This window comes from Streptomyces caniferus, from assembly GCF_009811555.1.
Lineage (GTDB): Bacteria > Actinomycetota > Actinomycetes > Streptomycetales > Streptomycetaceae > Streptomyces > Streptomyces caniferus.
Map to the genome: position 1 here is coordinate 1,376,779 of NZ_BLIN01000005.1, position 14,561 is coordinate 1,391,339.

Consider the following 14,561-nt stretch of genomic DNA (forward strand, 5'->3'; position numbering starts at 1 on the left):
CGCTGACCCCCGCAGGAACCGGAGCGGCCTCCGACGCCCGGCCGGGCCCTCCGGGCTCGCCGGATCCTCTCCGGACGGTGGCCGAGCAGTTCGTCGGCCTGGTGGAGAGCGGCGCTCTGGATCTTCCCCGGCCCGGTTCCGGGAGGACGGGCGAGCGGTTCCGTGAGCTGAAGGACCTCGCGCGCCGGGACCTGTGCCTGGCCCGATTGGCCGAAGGGCATGTCGACGCCCTGGCCATCCTGGAAGAGCTGGGCGGGCCGACGGTGTATCCGGGCGAACGGTGGGGGGTGTGGGCGGCTCACCCGCCCGGCCCGGCCTTGCAGGCGGTCAGCGGCGGAGCCGACTGGCGGGTCAGGGGCGTCAAGCAGTACTGCTCCGGGGCGCGGATCTGCACCCACGCCCTGGTGACGGCCGACACCGGCCAAGGGCGGCGCCTGTTCGCCGTCCACCTCGCCGACCGGGGCGTCGCGGCGGTGCCGGGCACCTGGAAGGCCGTCGGGATGGCGGCCAGCGACACCCTCGACGTCGCCTTCCACGACGTCCCGGCGGAACCGGTCGGTGAGGTGGACGGCTATGTGCAGCGACCTGGCTTCCAGCACGGCGGCGTCGGGGTCGCGGCGTGCTGGCTGGGCGGGGCACAGGCCGTCGCCGACACCCTCCTGGACGAGGCCGGGAAGCATCCGCTCGACGAGCATGCCGCCGCGCACCTGGGTCAGGTGGACGTCCTGCTGCATGCGGCCGAGGTGGTGCTCGACCGCGCGGCGGAGGAGATCGACGACGACGCCCTGGACCGCCGTGGCGGGGCCCGGGTGCGCGGTCTTCGGGTGCGGGCCCTCGTGGAGAAGGTCTGCACGGAGGTCCTGCACCACGTCGGCAGGGCCACCGGAGCCGGCCCGCTGTGCCGGGACGCCGCCCATGCCCGAGCCGTGGCCGACCTCACGGTCTATCTGCGACAGCATCACGCGGAACGCAGCGACGCGGAGCTGGGCGGTCTGCTGGCGTACGGCGGAGGGGCGAAGTGAGCGGTGATCTCCGGCAGGCCGCTGCCGACGCCATCGGTGCCCCGGGCACGCCGGAAGGGCTGTGGGCCTCCTGGGAGGCCCTTCGCCGCCTGCCCGCCGTCGGTGTGCCCGACGGACCGGTCGTCGTCGTGGCTGCCCACCCCGATGACGAAGTACTGGGATTCGGCGGCACCATGGCCCGTCTGGCCGCCCTCGGCACCGACGTCCACCTCGTCTCGATCACCGACGGCGAGCTGTCGCATCCGCGGAGCACCCTCATCACGGCGGAACGGCTCGCCGAGGTCCGTCATGCCGAACTCCGCACCGCGCTGGCGGACCTCGGGCTGCCCCACGTCCACACGGAGCGGCTCCGTGTCCCCGACACCCGGGTGGACCAGCACGAGAGCGCGGTGGCCGGACGGATCGCCACGCTGCTGCGCGAGGTCGGCGCGGCCCTGTGCGTCGCTCCCTGGGCCCGGGACCTGCACAGCGATCACGAGGCGGCCGGGCGGGCGGCCGGCCGGGCCTGCCAGGACTCGGGGGTGCCGCTGTGGACGTATCCGGTGTGGATGTGGCACTGGTCCCGTCCGGGCGACCCGCGCGTCCCGTGGCACGACGCCGTGCGTCTGACGCTGCCGGCCGAGGCACTGGCGCGCAAGACCTCGGCGATCGGGCAGTTCGTCAGCCAGATCCACGCCTTGGGCGAGGGCGAGGAGAATGCCGCGATCCTTCCCCCGGAGGAGGTCGAGCACCACACCCGGCCGTTCGAGGTGGTGTTCCGTTGAGCACGCCGCCCGGCTACTTCGCCACCCTGTACGCCGCCTCGGCCGACCCCTGGGATCTGGCCGGCCGCTGGTACGAGCAGCGCAAGTACGCGCTCACCCTCGCCTCGTTGCCCCGGCGGCGCTACCGCGCGGGCTTCGAGCCCGGCTGCTCCGTCGGCGTCCTGACCCGCCAACTCGCCGACCGCTGCGACCGGTTGATCGCGGCCGACCGCATCTCCGCCGCCGTCGCCGCCGCGGCAGCGCGCACCGGCGACCTGCCGCAGGTGGACGTACGCTGCCTCGCCGTCCCCGACCAGTGGCCCGAGGGCGAGGGCAGCTTCGACCTCGTCGTCCTGTCCGAGCTGCTCTACTACTTCGACGACGCCACGTTGCAGGCCACGCTCGACCGGGCCGTCGCCGGACTCGAACCCGGCGGCACCTTGGTCACCGTGCACTGGAACCACCCTGTCCCCGAGCACGTGCGCACCGGTCCCGAGGTCGCCGGCGCGGTCGCCGCCGTGCCGGGGCTGTACCTGCTCTCCGAGCTACGGGACGCCGACTTCACGCTGCAGATCCTCTTGCGCCGGAACCGCGACGGCAGCGCCCCGCGTTCTCCCGCCGAGCAAGAGGGTCTGGTGTGAAGGGGGTCCGCGCACGTCCGCCCACGGCCCTCGCCGTCGTCGTCCCCGCACACAACGAGGCCCGGGAGCTTCCGGCCGCACTGGAAGCCCTCCGGGAAGCCGGCCTCCACCCCGCTCTGGCCGGTCTTCCGGTCATCACGGTGGTCGCCGCCGACGCCTGTACGGACGCCACCCCCGCCATCGCTGCGCGATGGGGCGCGGCGCTCGTGGAAGTTCCGGCCCACAACGTAGGGGCGGCCCGGGCAGCCGGTGTGGCCCGCGCCCTCCGGCTGCTCGGCTCCGCCGGCGAGCACGCGTGGATCGCGACCACCGATGCCGACTCGCTCGTTCCGCCGCAATGGCTGGCTCACCAGCTGCGTTGCGCCCGTCAGGGCTGGCACTGCGTCGTCGGCACCGTGCGCCTGCGCCGCAGCGCCGCCCTCGCCTCGCACACCCTGGCCCGTCACCATGCCCATTACTTCGCCGGCCGGCCCGATCCGCCCCGCCCATGGGGACACCCGCACGTCCACGGCGCCAACCTCGGTGTGGGAGCCGAGCCCTACCGTGCAGCCGGCGGATTTCCCGCCCTCACCCATGGCGAGGACCGCGCTCTCGTCACCGCTCTCGCACAACGCGCCTGCCGGATCCTGCGCACCGACGAGTGCCCGGTGCGCACCTCGGCCCGTCTCGACCCCCGAGCCCCCCACGGCTTCGGAGCCTTCCTCCAGCGCATGGTCCTCGAGGACGCCCGGCAGACGCACGCTCTCCCCCACCCCGAAGCCCCGGGTGCGGCGCCCTACGCCGACCGGTAGGCGCGACGAAGCCCCCTGCCCATGGGCGGAGTCGCACCGGGCGCGGCACGAGCGGACGCACCACCGTCAGGCCCGCCCTCGCGTCGTACCGGCCGGACAGCGAGGCACGATCCACGTACGACCGCAACCAGGCGCCGCCGGGCGCATCACGATGGCTGTCTCGCGCTGGGGGTGAGCTGCACACCCTGTCGCCCGCGGTGCGCGCCGCGTACAACCCTTCACCCAAAGACGTGGCTTTCCTCCATTCCCGACCTCTTTACAGCCTTTGGCCCGCTACGGTCTGGCCGATGTCGACGGCATCAGCCCGCCTTCAGCGGGAGAGGACATACGAGAGGGAGAGAACATGACGTTGCGCGGAGCTTCACGAATTGAGCCTGCACGCCGCCGGCGTCGGCTCGGTCTGGCGGCTGTCGCACTCGCCGGCGCCCTGGCCTGTTCCGTGGCCGCGCCGGCGACCGCGGCCGCGCCGGCGAAGATCAACTCCTGCGGCTGGAACAACCCCCACGGCGAACACGCCTACTACGAGCACTGCGCCACCGACACCAATGTCTGGATCCAGGTCAAGCGCTGGTCACGAGGCAGCTACCACCGCTGTGTCGGACCGGGCCGTACCGTCCTGGACTTCGACGCCACAGGAGCCTGGTACGACAGCAACTACCGCGGCGGCCTCTGCTCCCACCCCGGGGACACCGGCCCCTGACCTGACGTGCCACGGGACGCACGAGCGTAGGCGCCCCGCCCTCTTGCCGCCTGCCGCCCACCGCCGGCAGGCGGCCCTGCGGCCGGCGTTCAGGGCTGACAGTGCGGGCACCAGACGGTACGGCGCCCGGCGAGACGACCGGAACACAGTGCCCCCCGGCAGCGAGGACACCGCGGCTCACTGTCGTCCCTGCGCCCCGTGAGCCACGAGCGCCGCGGCGGGACGCACCCGGCACGCACGGAAGAGCGGAGCACCCGGCCCATCGCCGCATGGATGCCCCGACAGGCCGTCTCGCTCAGGTCCCGCGCCGGAGTGCGGGGAGCGAAGCGGGCCCGCCAGAGGATCTCGTCACACAGAAGATTTCCGAGACCCGCGATCACGGACTGATCCATCAGCGCACTTTTGACGGCACCGCGCCGTCCGGACAGCAGTTCCGCCAACTCCGCTCGGTCCACGGCCAGGGCATCGGGGCCCAGCCGGTCCAGGATCCTGCCGACGGCGCTGTCGCCGAGCAACTGCACTCCCTGCAGCTTGCGTTGGTCCCGAAAGCGCAGGCTGCGCACATCGTCGAGCGTCAGCACGAGGCGGTCATGGGCTGCCAGGGGTTCGTCGGGCGAACAGCACCACAGCGATCCCGTCATGCCGAAATGAAAGACAAGCGTGGGGCCGCCGTCCATGGGCGCAAAGAGCCATTTGCCGTGACGCCACGCCGTCCCGAGCCGCCTTCCCTCTCCGTCCTTCCGCAGCCGTTTCTCGGTGACGCCCCGCAGAACCCCCGCGTCACGCACCTCGATGTCCGTGACACACCGCCGGCCACAGGCGATCAGCACCCGACGGAATCCTTCGACGTCCGGCAGTTCGGGCATCATCCCTCCGCGGCTTTCCCTCCAGCGTGACCAGGCCGAAGGCCGTCGAACCGGTCCGCATGGGGCGTGCCTTGGGCCGTACCTCCGGCGCACCAGTCGTGTGCCAGAGCTGCCTCCAGAGAACGACCGATCGGCGGTGATCGCATCCCCGCCACAGCGGCCGCTCCGGCACGGTTCCGGAGTCTTGCCGCCCGGTTCAGAAGAGTTCCTCGGATTGGACGATGCGGGCCTGCATATTGCGTTCCATCATGCGCAGGGCGGCCTCCGCGAGGTCCTGGTGGATATGGGCGCAGGCGTCCTCGGCGACGGTGACAGCGATGTGCCGGATATGTGCGTCGAGCGCCGAATAGAGCACGCACTGTTCGGTGACCTGGCCGCAGAGCACGATCGTGCCGATGCCGTGCTGGCGCAGCAGGTATTCCAGGGGCGTCTGGTAGAAGATCGAGTGTCGGCCCTTGACCACGAACAGGGAGTTCTCGTCGGGCCGGACCGGTTCCACCAGGTCCCTGTGCGGGCCGCTGAGGACGGTGTCCAGAAGCTCGTCATGGTGCGAGCGCCACAGCCCGAAGTTGTCGTTGACGTAGATGACCTCGATATCGCTCCGCCGGGCCCGTTCGATCAGTGAGGTGACGCGCGGCAGGACCGTGCGTACCGAGGGCAGCAGTAGTTCGGCGTCCTCATGGTCGTAGGAGTTGAGCATGTCGATCACGATGAGTGCGGTGTCGGACATGGCGCGGGCCCCTGTCAGTCGCGCACCGCGGTCCGGCCGAAGTGCCGTCCGTACGTCCGATGCCGCACTGCCGGCGTCGGAGAGCCACCTCGGCCACGATCCGTAATCAGAACGTTTCCGCTGGTCACGTGCCCACCCGCCTTTCTCCGGAGGCCACATCTCTCACTGTGGCGCGCGGCGGGCGAGGGCGCATGTGCGCCCGCGGGACAGCCGTGGGACACCCGGACTCCACACCGGCGGCGGCCCGGCCCGGTGTCCTGCGCAGCCCGACGGAGCCCGAACAGCGCCGCTCAGGATCTGCCGATCAGGACCCGCCGATCAAGACCCACCACACAACGGGCTCGCCCTACCCGACATCGGGCGCGGACCGTAGTTCGATCCCGTCCCCGGTCCGCTCCATCTCCAGCACGACGAGCTCGTTACGCCCCTTCCGCCACAGATGGCTTGGTGCGTACAGGGTGACCTGTGGCCCGAGGGACCAGTACCGGCCGAGCGCGAATCCGTTGAGCCAGACCATGCCCTTGTCCCAGCCCGGGAAGGCGAGGAAGCCGTCCGCGGGGGTGTCCACATGAATCCGGGCCCGATGGAACGCGGGGCCGGTCGGCATGTCGTCGCCGGTGAATTTCAGGGCCGCGAGGTTGTCCAGCGGCAGTCGCCGGATCTCCCAGTCGTGCAGTTCTTCGTCGTCGAGGAGCACCTTGCCGCTGATGCCCTTGGGGTCGTTGAGGCCGGGGCCGAAGTTGATCCGCCCGGTGGGGTCCACCAGGAGGTCCAGGGTGCTCGACGCGCCGGCCACGGTGAAGGCGACGGAGTGGTCCGGCTGGTTGCGGTCGAAGGTGCCGATCCGCTTGCCGTCGCCGAAGACCAGCGCGCGGTCGCCCAGCCCCGTGAGCCGCAGCGCCCTGGCCCCCTGCTGCCCGCGTACCCGAGTGCGGTAGTGGATCAGCCCGTGCGCCTGCCCGAGGGCCTCCATGTGGACGGGGAGGGTACGCCGCACCGGAGTGCCGAGTGCGTCGAGGGACGCCATGAGCGACGCCGATTCGCGGACGGCGACCCGCTGGGCCGGCATGCGGTGGGGCGTGGGCGGCAGGGGCGTATTCGGCAGAGTGGTGTATTTGGCGAGCACATCGCGCACCCTGTGGAACTTCTCGGTGAGTTCGCCGGATTCACTGATCGGGGAGTCGTAGTCGTAGCTGGTGACGGTGGGCTGATAGAAACTGCCCGTCAGGTTGGCACCCGCGGACCAGCCGAAGTTCGTTCCGCCCACCGCCATATAGAAGTTGATCGACCCGCCCGCTTCGAGGATCTTCTCCACGTCGGCGGCGGTCTGCGCCGGGTCGGTGGTGTGGTGCCGCTCTCCCCAGTGGTCGAACCAGCCGTCCCAGAACTCCGTGCAGAACAGCGGCTTGTCCGGCTGGAAGGCGCGCAGCTCCGCGAAGGGGCCGGTGGGGTCCCCGCCGAAGTTGACGGTGGACAGGAGGTCGGGAAGGCTGCCGGCCTTCAGCGCGTCCTGGGTGGCTCCGTTGGAACAGAACAGCAGGCTGTCCACGCCCTGGGCCCGCATGGAGTCCCGTAGATGTTCCAGGTACGCGTGGTCGTCGCCGTAGCTGCCGTACTCGTTCTCGACCTGCATGGCGATGACCGGTCCGCCGCGGGTGGCCTGCAGATCGACGAACCGGGGCAGGAGTTCGGCGAACCAGGCGTCGACCGCTCGCTCGAATGCGGGGTCGGAACGGCGCAGCGGCGCGTCCTTGTCCTTGAGGAGCCAGGCGGGCAGGCCGCCGAAGTCCCACTCGGCGCAGATGTACGGCCCCGGTCGCACGATCACCTTCAGCCCGACCTCGTCCGCGGTCCGCACGAAGGCGGCGACGTCGCGCCACCCGGTGAAGTCGGCCTTCCCCTCGTACGGTTGGTGGAAGTTCCAGGCGACATAGGTCTCCACCGTGTTCAGGCCCATGGCCCGCATCCGCGTCAACCGGTCGCGCCAGTCCTTGGGATGTGTCCTGAAGTAATGGAAGGCGCCCGAGAGAATCCGGAACGGCTCGCCGTCCAGCAGGAATGCGTCTCCGCGGATGGTCAGCCCCCGCGGGTCTTCGGCCTGGGCGAAGGCCGTCCGGCCGCCGCCCACGGCGACACCCACGGACGCGGCCCCCACCATGGCCGCGCTCAGAAATCTACGTCGACTGAAGTGCGTCATGCCTGGTCTCCTCGACTCGACCGGTCGTCACCCCGACGCGAACATGCCCGTACCGCCATGTTCAGTACTGCGTGTTTCTGTGCAGTGAGAGTGTTGTAGAGAACAGAAACGAGCACAAGGGTTCGTGACCGAACACAGTGCAACACGGCGCGAACGAGTCGTACACGAACTGCCGGGCGGGGAAGCGACGTTCAGGTCGGCAGGGGAGCAACTGGTAGCTGCACGCCGATCGGAGAGGCGCGTCCCGCACGCATCCACAATGCAGCGCGCCGCCGGTCCGACGTCCTGCGCGGTCAGGTGGTCGCCCGCGCCGGACTCCGCTGCTCGGTGGCCCCGGGAGTGGGGGCGATCAGCAGCTTGGCATGGAGCCTGGGGCCCAGGACGGTCACCGTGACGGCGATGGCGGCTGCGATGTACACCTGCGCCTCGGCCACATAAGGGTCGATCGCCATCTGGAGCAGCAACGCGGCGGCGATGAGGCCCAGTTTGGCGCAGATCACCCGGGGCGCCGACAGGGTGGGACGGGACGAGGGGTGCGCCCCCGCGGCCCGTGCGCGGTGTGCGGCGCGGATCTGCAGCGGGATGGTCAGCAGGATGCACAGCTCACGGATGCCGAGCGCTCGGAGGTCGTTGCCGCCGCCCGGGTCCATCACGCGGCCGAGGAGGGCGCTGGCGACGAGGGCCACCGAGACGATGAGGATCCGGGCGGCGATCAGGCGGGCGAGCACCCGGCGAGGGTGCGCGGACTCGTGGAACGCGGCGGTGAGGCTGCGGTTGGTCCGCAGGAGGACGGGCGGGATGAGCAGCAGGAGCAGGGCGGCCCGCACCGCATGGGCCCAGGCCGGCTCGTTGGCTTCCCCCAGCCACATGAAGGCGAGGACCGCACCGGCCACGGCGTAGCCCCTGCGGACACCCCGGGCAGGCGGCTGCCGTTGCGGGTTCATGAAAGCGGCTCCTTGCGGGAGGAGTGGTGAGTGGGGTGGTCCGGGGGCCTACGGGGGCGGGCGGAGGCATCCGCTGCCGCTGACCGCCGCGGGGCGGTCCGGGTGCCGCGCGCCGGTCCGCCACGGTCGGCGCGGTGTTCAGACTCGGTCGGCATGGCTGTCACGCTCGGTCGGCGCTGCGGTCAGGTTCGGTCGGTGCCGCAGTCAGGCTCGACCGGTGCTGCGGTCGGTCCCGGTCTCGGCGGGGCCGTCCGGTGCGAGGTCCGCGCCGATGCCGCGGAACAGCCATCGCAGCGCCTGGCCGAAGAGTTCTTCCGGAACACTGCCGGGGTCGACGCGCCGCAAGCGCACCAGTCCGTGGAAGAGCGCCGCCACGACCGTGGCCACGGAGTCGGCGGGGACCTCGGTGGATGCGCCCTGCTCCGCGAGCCAGGTGCCGATCAGGCCCTCCAGCGCCTGGCGCGGTTCGCGCAAGGCGGTGGCCATCGTGTCGAGGACATGGGGGTTGCGTACGGCGTAGAGCCAGAACTCGGCCTGGAGCGGCGCGAAGTCGGTGTCCTTGTCGGCGACGTGCACCAGCAGACGCCCCAGCTCGGCGGCGGCCTCCCCGGTGCCCACCTCATGCCGGTCGAGGGTCTGGGCCGCCTCGGCGACGCGGCCCATACCGCGTTCGGCCATCAGCGCCAGGAAGAGAGCCTCCTTGCCGCTGAAGTTGGAGTACAGCGCGCCGATGGAGAAGCCCGCGGACTCGGCGATCTCCTCCACCGAGGCACCGGCGAAGCCCTTGCGGGCGAAGACCCGGGCCGCGGCGTCCAGCAGCAGTCGCCGGGTGCGGGCCTTGGCCTCCGCACGGGTGAGCCGCGGCCGTGCGGGTTCCTCTTGGTCGGTACTCATATCGCCGATGCTATTCAGATAGTGCGCACTATGTCAATGCGCCGATAGCGTGTACAGTCCGAATAGTGGTTGCTATCTGAATGGCGGGTGCGATCGATCCGCGGAACCGTCCCGCAGCGACGCCCGACGCCCGGCCGTCACCCGCCGAAGAACCGCCGAACCCCCGCCGACCTGGGAGGAGAGCGAAGAAATGCCCACCGATCCGCCACCCGAGGAGCTCCGGCTCGTCGTGGATCTGAACCGATGCCAGAGCTATGGACAGTGCGTCTACGCCGCACCGACCGTCTTCCGCTTCCACGGTGAGGAGGCGCTGGAATACGACTACGCGCCCGATCCGGGGACGCGCCGCGAGGTCGAGCGGGCCGCCGCGGCGTGCCCGGTGCAGGCCATCCTTCTGGCCAGGGCGACCGAGCCCGCGCCCCTGGCCCCAGAGCGTGCACGATGATCGGCCCCGAGCGCATCGTCGTGGCCGGAGCCTCCCTGGCCGGCCTGCGCGCCGCCGAGGCGCTGCGCGACGAAGGATTCGACGGTGAGCTCACGCTCATCGGCGACGAACCGCACGCCCCTTACGACCGTCCGCCGCTGTCGAAGGCGGTCCTGTCCGGCTGGCTGCCCACGGACCGCACCGTGCTGCCCAGGGCCCGCAACATCGACGCCCGATGGCTGCTCGGCTCCCCCGCGACCGGTGTGGACCTGGCCGCTCGCCGGGTGGCGCTGGCGGACGGACGGGAGGTGCCGTATCACCGGCTGCTGATCGCCACCGGCACCCGGGCCCGGCCCTGGCCCCGGCAGCAGGGCGGTGACCTGCACGGCGTGCATGTGCTGCGCTCCCGCGACGACGCCGACCGGCTGCGCGCGGCGCTGGCCGCGGGGCCGGGCCGGGTGCTGGTGATCGGCGCCGGCTTCACCGGCGGCGAGGTGGCCTCCGTCTGCCGTGACCTGGGCCTCGACGTGACCGTGACCCACCGCGGCGGTGCCCCCTTGGCGAGTGCGCTGGGCGGTGTGATCGGCGACGCCGTGACCCGCTGGTACCGCGACGCCGGGGTGGACCTGCGGCTCGGCACCACGGTCCGGACCCTGGAGGGCGACGCGCACGGCAGGTTGCGGCGGGCGGTCCTCGCCGACGGCACCGTGGTGGAGGCCGAGGTGGCCGTGGTCGCGGCCGGCGCGCTCGCCAACACCGAGTGGCTGAACGGCTCCGGGCTGGCCGCCGATGCCCGCGGAGTGGTGTGCGACGCCTCCTGCCGGGCCCTGACCGTCGACGGGACACCGGTGGCGGACGTCTTCGCCGCCGGCGACGTCGCCCGCTGGCCGCACCCCCTCTACCCCGGGCAGCTCCTGCGCCTGGACCACTGGGACAACGCCGTTGCCCAGGCCAGGACCGCCGCGCACAACATGGCCCACGGGTCACGGGCGCCTCGCACCCACGACCCCCTGCCGGCCTTCTGGTCCAACCAGTTCGGGGTCAACCTCAAGTGCGTGGGGCTGCCCGCCCTGGCCGATCAGGTCGTCCTCACGCAAGGCTCGCTCGACCAGCGGCAGTTCGTGGCCGCCTACGGCCGGCGCGGCCGTCTGATCGCCGCCGTCGCGGTGGACTCCCCCCGCGTGCTGGACGGATACGCCGCCCTCATCGAGGCCGGAGCGCCCTTCCCCCCGGTGCTCAACGCCACCGACGGACCGGGCCGGGCCGACCCGCTCGACCCTGCGTTCCCCCGCCCCGCCGACCCCGCCCCGGGTGACCCGTCCATGCCACCCACCCCACCCGCTTCGTCCGCCCCCTCCCCCCAGCCCGACCCGTCCGCCTCATCCGCCCCGTCCGTCCTGGCCGGACACGAGTGAGAGGGAAATCCACCATGACCGCGACGACGACCACGCCCACGGCCTCGACCGCCCACCAGCACACGGCCACCGTGCTGTTCGCGCAGGGCCTCCGCTACGAGCACCGCGCCGACCCCTACCCCTACTACGAGCAGCTGCTCCGGCAGCCGGTCGTGCGCATGGACGACGGCACCTGGCTGGCAGGCGGCCACCGCGAGATCAGCCTGCTGCTGCGGGACCCGCGCATCAGCGCCGACCGGCTTCCCCCGCCGCAACAGCGGCCGATCCGCAAGAGCCTGCTGGTCGAGGACCCGCCCCGGCACGACCAGTTGCGCCATCTGGTCACCCAGCAGTTCGTCCCCCGCATCATGGGCATGCGCGACCACATCGAGGCACTCGTCACCGGGCTGCTCGACGCGCACACCAGCGCCCGGCCGGGACAGCTGGACGTCGTCGCGGACCTGGCCTACCCGCTGCCCGTCACCGTCATCTGCGAACTGCTCGGCGTGCCACGCGAGGACGAAGCCCTCTTCGGCAGCCTCGCCCGCCGGCTCACCCGGGGCCTGGACCCCATCGACACCCAGACCGAGGACGAGATCCGCGAACTCCAGCAGACGCGGAACGAGTTGCAGCAGTACCTCGAAGGGCTCATCGCGCGGCACGACACCGCCCCCGGCGACGACCTGCTCGCCGGCCTGATGCACAGCCATGGCCCCGAGGGCCCCATCGACCCCATCGACCTCCGCGTCACCCTCGGCCTGCTGCTCATCGCCGGCCACGAGACCACCGTCAACCTCATCGCCAACGGCACCCTCGCCCTGCTGCGCCACCCCGACGCCCTCGCCCGGCTGCGGACCGACCCCGATCTCGCCACCCCGCTCGTGGAGGAGGTGCTGCGGTACGACCCGCCGGTCCAGATGTCCGGACGCAGCACCCTGGCCGACATCGACCTCGCCGGCACCACCATCCCCAAGGGCTCACGCATCCGCCTGCTCCTCGCCGCCGGCAACCGCGACCCCCGGCGCTTCGCGGACCCGGACCGGTTCGTCGCCGACCGCACCGACAACGCCCACCTCGGATTCGGCGGCGGCATCCACTACTGCATCGGCGCCACCCTCGCCCGCGCCGAAGCCCAGATCGCCCTGACGGCACTCGCCCGCCGCCTGGAGTCGCCCCGCCTGGTCGCCGACCCCCCGCCCTACCGGGAAAACGCCATCCTGCGCGGCCCGGAAAGCCTCCCGGTCTCCTTCACCCGCCTGATCGCCGACGACGGCGGGGCCGGGTGACGCCTGCTCCCCCACCGATGCCTCCCGGGCCGCGGGTGAGGTGAAGAAGTCCGCCAGGCCCGCGAGCCAGTAGGCCGACGACACCGACGTGGCGGCCACCGGCGCAGAGAACAGCGCCGGTGGCCGCCACGTTCACGAAGGCCGCGAAGGCCGCGAAGGCCGCACGCAACGCGGCCTGGGGAGGACAGGGAACTCCTCATCGGCAAGAGGTGGCGGGGCAGCAGGAGAGGTGAGCATCGCAGAGGACCGGGATCTGTACCGGAGACACGGGTGATCGCGGCTTCGCGATGACCGCGGCGCGCGTCGCTCGTGGCCGGCCGTGGCACCCTGATCCGCGGCCGAGGAGCAGGGCGTCATGGTGCCCGCCCGCATGCTCCGGGCCCGAAGTGTGGTGTGCCACCACATGTGCGCCTGACCTGCGCATTCCTACGGTGTGGCGACACGGAAACGTCCCTGTCCCTCGTCAGGAAGTGGTGCCGATGTCCTCTCCCGCGACCGCTCCCCCACCACCCACCAGCCTCCGGCGCATCGTCGCCGCGAGCCTGATCGGCACCACCGTCGAGTGGTACGACTTCTTTCTCTACGGCTCCGCCGCGGCCCTGGTGTTCAACAAGCTGTTCTTCCCCGGCTCCGATCCGCTCGTCGGGACCCTGCTGTCGTTTCTGACATACGCGGTGGGCTTTGCGGCGCGGCCCATCGGGGCGCTGGTCTTCGGGCATTACGGGGACCGGCTGGGGCGTAAGAAGCTGCTGGTGCTGAGCCTGCTGATGATGGGCGGGGCGACCTTCGCCATCGGGTTGCTGCCGACACATGCGACGGTCGGTACCGCGGCGCCGGTGCTGCTGACCGTGCTGCGGCTGGTCCAGGGGTTCGCGCTGGGCGGTGAGTGGGGCGGCGCGGTGCTGCTGGTGTCGGAGCACGGTGACGCACGACGGCGCGGATTCTGGGCGTCCTGGCCGCAGACCGGCGCCCCCGCCGGGCAGTTGCTGGCCACCGGCGTGCTGTCGGTGATGACGGCGCTGCTGTCGGATGCGGCGTTCGCGTCCTGGGGATGGCGGGTGCCGTTCCTGCTCTCCGGCGTGCTGGTGGTCGTGGGGCTGTGGGTCCGGCTCTCGGTGGATGAATCGCCGGTGTTCAAGGCCGCGTTGGCGAACGCCGAGGTACGGCGGGCCGAGGGCGCCGCCGTCGAGAAGCTGCCCCTGGTGGCGGTGCTCACGCACCACTGGCGGGATGTGCTGATCGCGATGGGCGCCCGGATGGCCGAGAACATCTCGTACTACGTGATCACGGCGTTCGTGCTCGTCTACGCGACCTCGCACACGGGGCTGTCACAGCAGACCGCCCTCAACGCCGTACTGATCGCTTCGGCGCTGCACTTCGCGGTCATCCCGGCCTGGGGCGCGCTCTCGGACCGGATCGGACGCCGGCCGGTCTATCTTCTGGGCGCGGTCGGCGTCGCCGCCTGGGCGTTTCCGTTCTTCGCGCTGGTGGACTCCCGCCAGTTCGGGCTGCTGCTGCTCGCGGTGAGCGTCGGACTGGTCTTCCACGGGGCGATGTACGCGCCGCAGGCGGCCTTCTTCGCGGAGATGTTCGCGACCCGGATGCGGTACTCGGGTGCCTCGATCGGTGCCCAGTTCTCCTCGGTCGCGGCCGGTGCGCCCGCCCCGCTGATCGCGACAGCGCTGCTCGCCGACTTCGACAGCCCGACGCCGATCGCCCTGTACGTCATCGCCGCGGCGCTGTTGACGCTGCTCGCGGTGGGCGTGGCGCGGGAGACCCGCAGCCGGGATCTCGCCGCGGTGGACGGCACGGCGACGGCCGGCGCGCTCCGGGCCACCGGCGCCGGAGCGCCGGAGGGCGGAACCTCGTCGGCCGTACCGTACTGAGCGGGCCAAGGGGCCGGGTACCTGATGTTCGGCGGGGGCGTGG

The 14,561-nt window shown here is 71.7% G+C and carries 14 protein-coding genes; 9 read left to right on the plus strand and 5 right to left on the minus strand.

The features are described 5' to 3' along the window. Positions 1–77 precede the first annotated feature (77 nt). The 5 genes from Scani_RS22565 (at position 78) to Scani_RS22585 (ending at position 3,897) form a co-directional block, all read left to right on the plus strand. Positions 78–1,022 carry an acyl-CoA dehydrogenase family protein gene (locus tag Scani_RS22565; protein WP_246296087.1) on the plus strand — a complete coding sequence of 315 codons (945 nt, stop codon included), beginning with the start codon at positions 78–80 and terminating at the stop codon, positions 1,020–1,022. Next, entirely contained in the window at positions 1,019–1,786 is a 768-nt protein-coding gene (locus Scani_RS22570) for a PIG-L deacetylase family protein (RefSeq protein ID WP_159479271.1), read from the plus strand. The genes Scani_RS22565 and Scani_RS22570 overlap by 4 nt, the downstream gene beginning before the upstream one ends. After that, positions 1,783–2,406 carry an SAM-dependent methyltransferase gene (locus tag Scani_RS22575; protein WP_159479272.1) on the plus strand — a complete coding sequence of 208 codons (624 nt, stop codon included), beginning with the start codon at positions 1,783–1,785 and terminating at the stop codon, positions 2,404–2,406. Before Scani_RS22570 ends, Scani_RS22575 begins: the two co-directional genes overlap by 4 nt. Then, positions 2,403–3,197 (plus strand): glycosyltransferase family 2 protein, encoded by a 795-nt coding sequence (locus tag Scani_RS22580; protein WP_159479274.1) that lies wholly within the window; start codon positions 2,403–2,405, stop codon positions 3,195–3,197. The genes Scani_RS22575 and Scani_RS22580 overlap by 4 nt, the downstream gene beginning before the upstream one ends. 343 nt (positions 3,198–3,540) lie before the next feature. Further along, positions 3,541–3,897 (plus strand): DUF6355 family natural product biosynthesis protein, encoded by a 357-nt coding sequence (locus Scani_RS22585; protein ID WP_159479276.1) that lies wholly within the window; start codon positions 3,541–3,543, stop codon positions 3,895–3,897. 89 nt (positions 3,898–3,986) lie between these two features. Here the strand turns inward: Scani_RS22585 and Scani_RS22590 are convergent, their stop codons facing one another. From Scani_RS22590 to Scani_RS22610, 5 genes are all read right to left on the minus strand, one after another. After that, entirely contained in the window at positions 3,987–4,763 is a 777-nt protein-coding gene (locus tag Scani_RS22590; RefSeq protein ID WP_159482300.1) for an Fpg/Nei family DNA glycosylase, read from the minus strand. Positions 4,764–4,959: 196 nt separating this feature from the next. Continuing rightward, the gene (locus Scani_RS22595; protein ID WP_159479278.1) at positions 4,960–5,493 is read right to left on the minus strand and encodes a cysteine hydrolase family protein; all 534 of its coding nucleotides are present in this window, start codon (positions 5,491–5,493) and stop codon (positions 4,960–4,962) included. A gap of 346 nt (positions 5,494–5,839) precedes the next feature. Then, a complete protein-coding gene (locus Scani_RS22600) occupies positions 5,840–7,690 on the minus strand; it encodes a glycoside hydrolase family 35 protein (RefSeq protein WP_246296089.1) in 1,851 nt (616 codons plus the stop codon). Between the two features lie 293 nt (positions 7,691–7,983). Continuing rightward, positions 7,984–8,634, minus strand: coding sequence for a hypothetical protein (locus Scani_RS22605; RefSeq protein ID WP_159479280.1), 651 nt, complete (start codon positions 8,632–8,634; stop codon positions 7,984–7,986). Positions 8,635–8,838: 204 nt separating this feature from the next. Next, the gene (locus Scani_RS22610; protein WP_159479282.1) at positions 8,839–9,528 is read right to left on the minus strand and encodes a TetR/AcrR family transcriptional regulator; all 690 of its coding nucleotides are present in this window, start codon (positions 9,526–9,528) and stop codon (positions 8,839–8,841) included. 190 nt (positions 9,529–9,718) lie between these two features. Here Scani_RS22610 and Scani_RS22615 point away from each other — a divergent pair, with 190 nt between their 5' ends. The 4 genes from Scani_RS22615 to Scani_RS22630 all read left to right on the plus strand — a co-directional run bounded on the left by Scani_RS22615 (position 9,719) and on the right by Scani_RS22630 (position 14,518). Beyond that, complete coding sequence (locus Scani_RS22615) at positions 9,719–9,973, plus strand: ferredoxin (RefSeq protein ID WP_159479284.1); 255 nt, start codon at positions 9,719–9,721, stop codon at positions 9,971–9,973. Then, positions 9,970–11,367 carry an NAD(P)/FAD-dependent oxidoreductase gene (locus tag Scani_RS22620; RefSeq protein WP_159479286.1) on the plus strand — a complete coding sequence of 466 codons (1,398 nt, stop codon included), beginning with the start codon at positions 9,970–9,972 and terminating at the stop codon, positions 11,365–11,367. Before Scani_RS22615 ends, Scani_RS22620 begins: the two co-directional genes overlap by 4 nt. A gap of 14 nt (positions 11,368–11,381) precedes the next feature. Next, positions 11,382–12,632 carry a cytochrome P450 gene (locus tag Scani_RS22625; protein WP_159479288.1) on the plus strand — a complete coding sequence of 417 codons (1,251 nt, stop codon included), beginning with the start codon at positions 11,382–11,384 and terminating at the stop codon, positions 12,630–12,632. 479 nt (positions 12,633–13,111) lie between these two features. After that, positions 13,112–14,518, plus strand: a complete 1,407-nt coding sequence (locus Scani_RS22630; RefSeq protein ID WP_159479290.1) for an MFS transporter — start codon at positions 13,112–13,114, stop codon at positions 14,516–14,518. The last annotated feature ends 43 nt before the right edge of the window (positions 14,519–14,561 follow it).